Below are 5,781 nucleotides of genomic sequence, written 5' to 3' on the forward strand. Positions count from 1 at the left end.
GCTGCTGCTGTTGCTGCTGCTGCTGCCGGGCTCGGGTGCGGCGGGCCTTCGTGCGGGCCACGACGCCCATGGTGAAGATCGTCAGGACCAGCACGACCAGGAGCTGGCTGATGAACAGGCCCCAGAACAGGCCCCACCCGGAGAGCGCGGCGGGGTCCGTGTCGGGCCAGGCGCCGGGGAGGTCGTGGGGTTGCGTTATCAGGGCGCGGACGGCCCCCGGGGTGCGGGTGAAGGTGACGGTGGCCGGCCAGGAGCCCTTCGTGAAGAGGGCCGCGAGGCCGGTGGCCGACCAGACGAGGACGGCGAGGCCGAGGAGGAAGGCCAGGAGGCCGACGAGGACCCCGTCGGGGACGCCTCCGGCTCGCGCGGGGGGCTCCGTACGTCTCGCGTCGGGCATGGTCAGGCCACCGTGGTCGCTGATCCGGGGCCGGAGCCCCGCTGGCGTTCGATGTACAGGGCTCGTTCCTCCGCTTCGAGTTCGGCGGCCAGCAGGTCGTCGGGGAGCTGCTGGGGGGTGGAGGACTCGGTCATCGCGCGGTCGGTGTAGACGAGGGGGCGTTCGGTTTCGGTGATCAGGTGTTTGACGACCTGGACGTTGCCGTTGACATCCCAGACGGCGATGCCGGGGGTGAGGGTCGGGATGATTTCGACGGCCCAGCGCGGCAGGCCGAGGACACGGCCGGTGGCGCGGGCCTCGTCGGCCTTCTGGGCGTAGATGGTGCGGGTGGAGGCCATTTTGAGGATGGCGGCGGCCTCGCGTGCGGCGGCGCCGTCGACGACGTCGGAGAGGTGGTGGACGACGGCGACGAAGGACAGGCCGAGGCGGCGGCCGAACTTCAGGAGGCGCTGGAAGAGCTGGGCGACGAAGGGGCTGTTGATGATGTGCCAGGCCTCTTCGACGAGGAAGATGCGCTTCTTGCGGTCCGGCCGGATCCAGGTGTGTTCCAGCCACACGCCGACGATCGCCATGAGGATGGGCATGGCGATGGAGTTGCGGTCGATGTGGGAGAGGTCGAAGACGATCAGCGGGGCGTCGAGGTCGATGCCGACGGTCGTGGGGCCGTCGAACATGCCGCGCAGGTCGCCGTCGACGAGGCGGTCGAGGACGAGGGCGACGTCGAGGCCCCAGGCCCGGACGTCGTCTATGTCGACGTTCATGGCCTGGGCGGATTCGGCTTCGGGGTGGCGGAGCTGTTCGACGATGTCGGTGAGGACGGGCTGGCGGTCCTGGATGGTGTCGACGGCGTAGGCGTGCGCGACCTTGAGGGCGAAGCCGGAGCGTTCGTCGAGGCCGTGGCCCATGGCGACTTCGATGATGGTGCGGAGCAGCGCGAGCTGTCCGGTCGTGGTGATCGCCGGGTCGAGGGGGTTGAGGCGGATCCCGTCGTCGTTGGCGGCGATGGGGTCCAGGCGGATGGGGGTTATCCCCAGCTGCTGGGCGATGAGGTTCCATTCGCCGACGCCGTCCTCGCCCTGGGCGTCGAGGACGACGACCTGGCGGTCGCGGAAGCGGAGCTGGCGCAGGACGTAGGTCTTCTCCAGGGCGGACTTGCCGTTGCCGGATTCGCCGAGGACGAGCCAGTGGGGGGCCGGGAGCTGCTGGCCGTAGAGCTGGAAGGGGTCGTAGATGTAGCCCTTGCCGCTGTAGACCTCGCGGCCGATGATCACGCCGGAGTCGCCGAGGCCGGGGGCGGCGGTGGGCAGGTAGACGGCCTGGGCCTGGCCGGTGGAGGTGCGTACGGGCAGGCGGGTGGTCTCGACCTTGCCGAAGAGGAAGCTGGTGAAGGCGTCCGTCAGCGCGGACATGGGATCTCGCATGGCGGCTATTCCCTCCAGCTAGCGTCGGATGCCGGTGGCGAACGGCAAGGTGTTGACGAAGGCGCGGTGGTGCTCGCGGTCGCACCATTCGAGCTTCAGGTAGGACTTGCCGGCAGAGGCGCGGATGGTGCGCTTGTCGCGGGCGAGGGCTTCGGGTGAACGCGAGGACACCGTGATGTACCCGACGAGGTTGACTCCGGCAGCGCCGCTGGCGAGATCTTCACCCCTCTGGTCGAGGCGGCCGTGGGCGGCGATGTCGCGGGGGTCGACGGTGCGGTTCATCTTGGCGGCGCGGGAGGCGTCGGCCTCGTCGTTGGTCTTCTCGGTGAGCATGCGCTCGATGGCGACCTCGGTGGGTTCGAGGTCCATGGTGACGGCGACGGTGCGGATGACGTCCGGGGTGTGGACGAGGAGCGGGGCGAGGAAGTTCACGCCGACGGGCGTCATGGGCCACTCCTTCACCCAGGCGGTGGCGTGGCACCAGGGGGCTCGGGTGGAGGATTCGCGGGTCTTGGCCTGGAGGTAGGTGGGCTCCACGGCGTCGAGCTCTGCGGGCCAGGCGTTGCGCTTGGTCATGGCCTGGATGTGGTCGATCGGGTGGTCCGGATCGTACATGGAGTGCACGAGGGAGGACAGGCGTCCCTGGCCGAGGGGCTGGCGGACGCGGATGTCGGCTTCGGCGAGGCGGGCGCAGATGTCGGTGAGCTCGCGGGCCATGACGATGGCGAGGCCGGCGTCGCGGTCGAGCTTGCGGCCCTTGGTGCTGCCGGCGCGGGCGATGGTGTTGGCCTCGGCGGCGAGCTCGCGGGTGTAGTGCATGCAGGCGACGAGGTAGGCGCGGTGCTGCTCCGAGGAGGTGGAGACCATCGACTGGAGCTGGTCGTAGGAGTCGCGCAGCCAGGTGGGGGCCGTGGTGTCTCCGCGCTGGGCGACGTCCTTGGCGTGGGCGTCGGGGTCGGCGGGGAGGGTGCGGGCGAGCATCTGGAGGCGGGTGACGAAGCCGTCGCCGTTGGCGACGTGCTTGAGGAGGGTGCCGAAGCGGTCGACGAGGGCTTCCTGGTCCTCGCTGTCGCGCAGGCCGACGCCGGGGCCTTCGATCTCGATGGCGGCCGTGACGGTTCTGCGGTCGGCGTGGAGGAGGACGGCGATCTCGTCGGGGCCGAAGGGGGCGGCGAGCCAGTTGATGCGGCCGATGCCGGGGGGCGGCCCGACTTCGACCTCGCGGCCGTCGGCGGCGCGGGTGCCGGCTTCGACGGCGCCGGAGCGGTAGGTGGTGCCGCGTCGCAGGGTGCGCTTGTAGCTGCGGCTGATCTCGAACCACCGGTAGAAGGTGCGGCCCTTGTAGGGGACGTACACGGCGGCGAGGGCGAGCAGCGGGAAGCCGACGAGGCTCACGATGCGGAGGGTGAGGTCGGGGACGAGCAGGCCGCTCATCATGCCGAAGAAGGCGCCGGTGATGATCAGGGCGATTTCGCCGGTTTCGCGGTTCTTGCCGACGATCGCGTTCGGCCGGGCGCGGCCGATGAGATACGTGCGGCGGGGCGCGACCGGGTGGAGCTGGTGGGACTGGGTCGTCAACGCCCGTCACCTCCTGTGTTCCTCGTACTCGAGCCAGTGCGGGGCGGGGGTGCGGCGGAGGGGACACTTCCGCCGCCGGACCCGCTGCCGGAGCGGCGGCTGCTGTGGGCGGCCATGCCTCCGGAGATCTGGTTGGCGTCGCCGCCGGAGCCGGCGCCGGAGCCGCCGTCGGCGCGGTGGGCGCCGCCGCGGCTGCTGTGGGTCTTGATGCCCTGGGAGACGAGGGAGGCCGGGGAGCTGATGACGGCTGCGGCCTGGGCGCCGTCGGTGGCCTGTTTGCGGTTGGAGCGGGCGGAGGCGATCTCGTCGCCGAAGCCGGGGACGAATCGGTAGATCATCGCGGAGGCGAAGATCGCCAGGAGGATGATGGCGAGGCCGGAGACGACGGCGGAGATGGCGTTGGGGCCCTTGTCGCCGGCGAGGGCGCCGGCGAGGCCGAGGACGATCACGATGACCGGTTTCACGAGGATGACGGCGATCATGATGCCGGCCCAGCGGCGGACGTGGCCCCACATGTTGCGGTCGACGAGGCCGGCGTAGACGACGGTGCCGAGGAGGGCGCCGACGTAGAGCAGGGCGGCGCGGATGACGAGCTCCAGCCAGAGGACGCCGGCGGCGAGGACGGTGACGAGGGCGACGACGATCAGCATGATCGGGCCGCCGCCGATGTCGTCGCCCTTTTTGAGGGCCTCGGAGAAGGAGCCGAAGAAGACGTCGGTCTGGCTGCCGGTGGCGGAGGCGATGACCTCGGTGATGCCGTCGGTGGCGGAGACGACGGTGTAGAGGATCAGCGGGGTGAAGGCGGAGGCGAGGACGGTCAGCCAGAGGAAGCCGATGGCTTCGGAGAGGGCGGTGCTGAGGGGGACGCCGCGGATGGCGCGCTTGGCGACGGCCAGCAGCCACAGGACGAGGGTCAGGACGGTGGAGGCGGCGAAGACGACGGCGTACTGCTGGAGGAAGGCGGCGTTGGTGAAGTCGACGTTGGCGGTGGACTTCACGGCTTCGCTGAGCTTGCCGACGATCCAGGCGGCGGCGTCGGCGCAGCCCTTGGCGAGGGAGGCCAGGGGGTTGATGGCGTCCGTGCCGGGATCGCCCGGGGTGAGGCCGGTGCGGGGCGCGCCGCTGGATGCCGGGCCGTTGCCGTTCTCGCAGTAGTCCCGCGCGGGGGCCTTGATGAGCTCGCAGGGGTTGTTGCTGGCCTGCGGGGTTCCCGTGGGTGTCGCTCCGGGGGTTGCGCCGGGCGTCACCTGCGTGCTGGGGGTCGGGATCGGGCTCGGTGCGGCCATCGAGCGGGCCGCCAGGAGCAGGAGGGTGGTGTGGACGGCTGCGACGAGGCCGGTGAGGGACATGCCGCGGCGGATGTCAGCGCGCATAGGTGAGGCCTCCGAACTGCGACACGGCTGCGGACATGTCCTCGGCCGATGAGGCCATCTGGTCGCGGCCGACCGGGGTCGGGCCGTCCTTCTGCGTGAAGTTCGAGACCCCCCAGTCGTTGTTGACCCAGCGGAGCTCGAACGTGTACGTGTACCAGCCCTCGGAGACCGGGGTCTTGGACCCCTCGCCTGCCAGGCCGAAGAGGGATGAGGACCAGACGGAGACGGTCGCAGTGTCACCGTCGATCTTCTCGATCTTGGTGCCGGCCGGGTTCGTGCGGGAGACGAACACCATGCCCTTGGGCGCCTTGCCCCCGGCTTCCAGGCCGATCCGCCCGAGGAATCCCGGGTCGGCGTAGAGCCGGTCGAGTTCGGCGAGGCGTGGCCCTGCGGTGTCGGGCGTGTAGACGGCCTGGGCGATCGCCTTTCTGCGGGCGGCGTCGAACATGCCGTCGGAGCCCAGGGCGACCGCGTAGTTGGCGGCTGCCGACTGGGCGCCCTGTTCGTCGTGGGCGAAGCCCTTGGGGATGCCGGCCGTTTTGGTGGTGACCGGGGCGGTGCCCGTGGGGGCCGTTGAGGTGGTGTCCGGGGCCTTGTCGGAGGTGGTGGTGTCCGGGGTGTCGCCCGAGCGGTTCGCGAAGGCGATGGCGGCGATGAGCAGGACCACCACCCCGACCACCGTGATCAGGCCGCGGGAGGATCGGGGGGTGCGGCGGGGGCCGCCGTACGGGTCGGAGGGCGGGTCGGGGAGCCGGGTGCGGGTCTGGCCCGTGCCGCCGACCTCGGCGTGGCCGGTGCCGCCGCCGTACTGGTCGTCGTTGCTCATTGCGTGTCCGCCCCCTCCGCGTCGTACGACGGTAGCGCTCGTTCCCGCTCAGGCGCGGTGTGGTGATTCCTCATCAGGGTGCGGCCGGGTGCTGTGGTCCGGCTAGACGGCCATCCCGTAGACGATCGTGAAGAGGGTGCCGAGGGAGCCGATGATGAAGACTCCGGTGAGGCCGGCCACGATCAG

Annotated in this window: 4 protein-coding genes and 1 pseudogene; all 5 read right to left on the reverse strand. The window is 70.8% G+C overall.

The features are described from left to right. Window positions 1–397: pseudogene (locus tag SSNG_RS18720) on the reverse strand (type VI secretion protein); the annotation flags it as partial. 2 nt (window positions 398–399) lie between these two features. Then, window positions 400–1,818: an ATP-binding protein gene (locus SSNG_RS18725; RefSeq protein ID WP_007265433.1), complete on the reverse strand. Its 1,419-nt coding sequence runs from the start codon at window positions 1,816–1,818 to the stop codon at window positions 400–402. 18 nt (window positions 1,819–1,836) lie between these two features. Next, on the reverse strand, window positions 1,837–3,396 hold the full coding sequence (locus SSNG_RS18730; protein WP_007265434.1) for an SCO6880 family protein: 1,560 nt from the start codon (window positions 3,394–3,396) through the stop codon (window positions 1,837–1,839). After that, complete coding sequence (locus tag SSNG_RS18735) at window positions 3,393–4,745, reverse strand: hypothetical protein (protein WP_007265435.1); 1,353 nt, start codon at window positions 4,743–4,745, stop codon at window positions 3,393–3,395. Before SSNG_RS18735 ends, SSNG_RS18730 begins: the two co-directional genes overlap by 4 nt. Before the next feature lie 13 nt (window positions 4,746–4,758). Beyond that, window positions 4,759–5,595 (reverse strand): hypothetical protein, encoded by an 837-nt coding sequence (locus SSNG_RS18740; RefSeq protein ID WP_007265436.1) that lies wholly within the window; start codon window positions 5,593–5,595, stop codon window positions 4,759–4,761. Window positions 5,596–5,781 lie beyond the last annotated feature (186 nt).

It is taken from the genome of Streptomyces sp. C (genome assembly GCF_000158895.1).
GTDB lineage: Bacteria > Actinomycetota > Actinomycetes > Streptomycetales > Streptomycetaceae > Streptomyces > Streptomyces racemochromogenes.

Bases quoted from the DNA above. Each gene is read 5' to 3' on its own strand.
- SSNG_RS18740 (WP_007265436.1), bottom strand. From the start codon at position 5,595: ATGAGCAACGACGACCAGTACGGCGGCGGCACCGGCCACGCCGAGGTC.
- SSNG_RS18725 (WP_007265433.1), bottom strand. From the start codon at position 1,818: ATGCGAGATCCCATGTCCGCGCTGACGGACGCCTTCACCAGCTTCCTC.
- SSNG_RS18735 (WP_007265435.1), bottom strand. From the start codon at position 4,745: ATGTCCCTCACCGGCCTCGTCGCAGCCGTCCACACCACCCTCCTGCTC.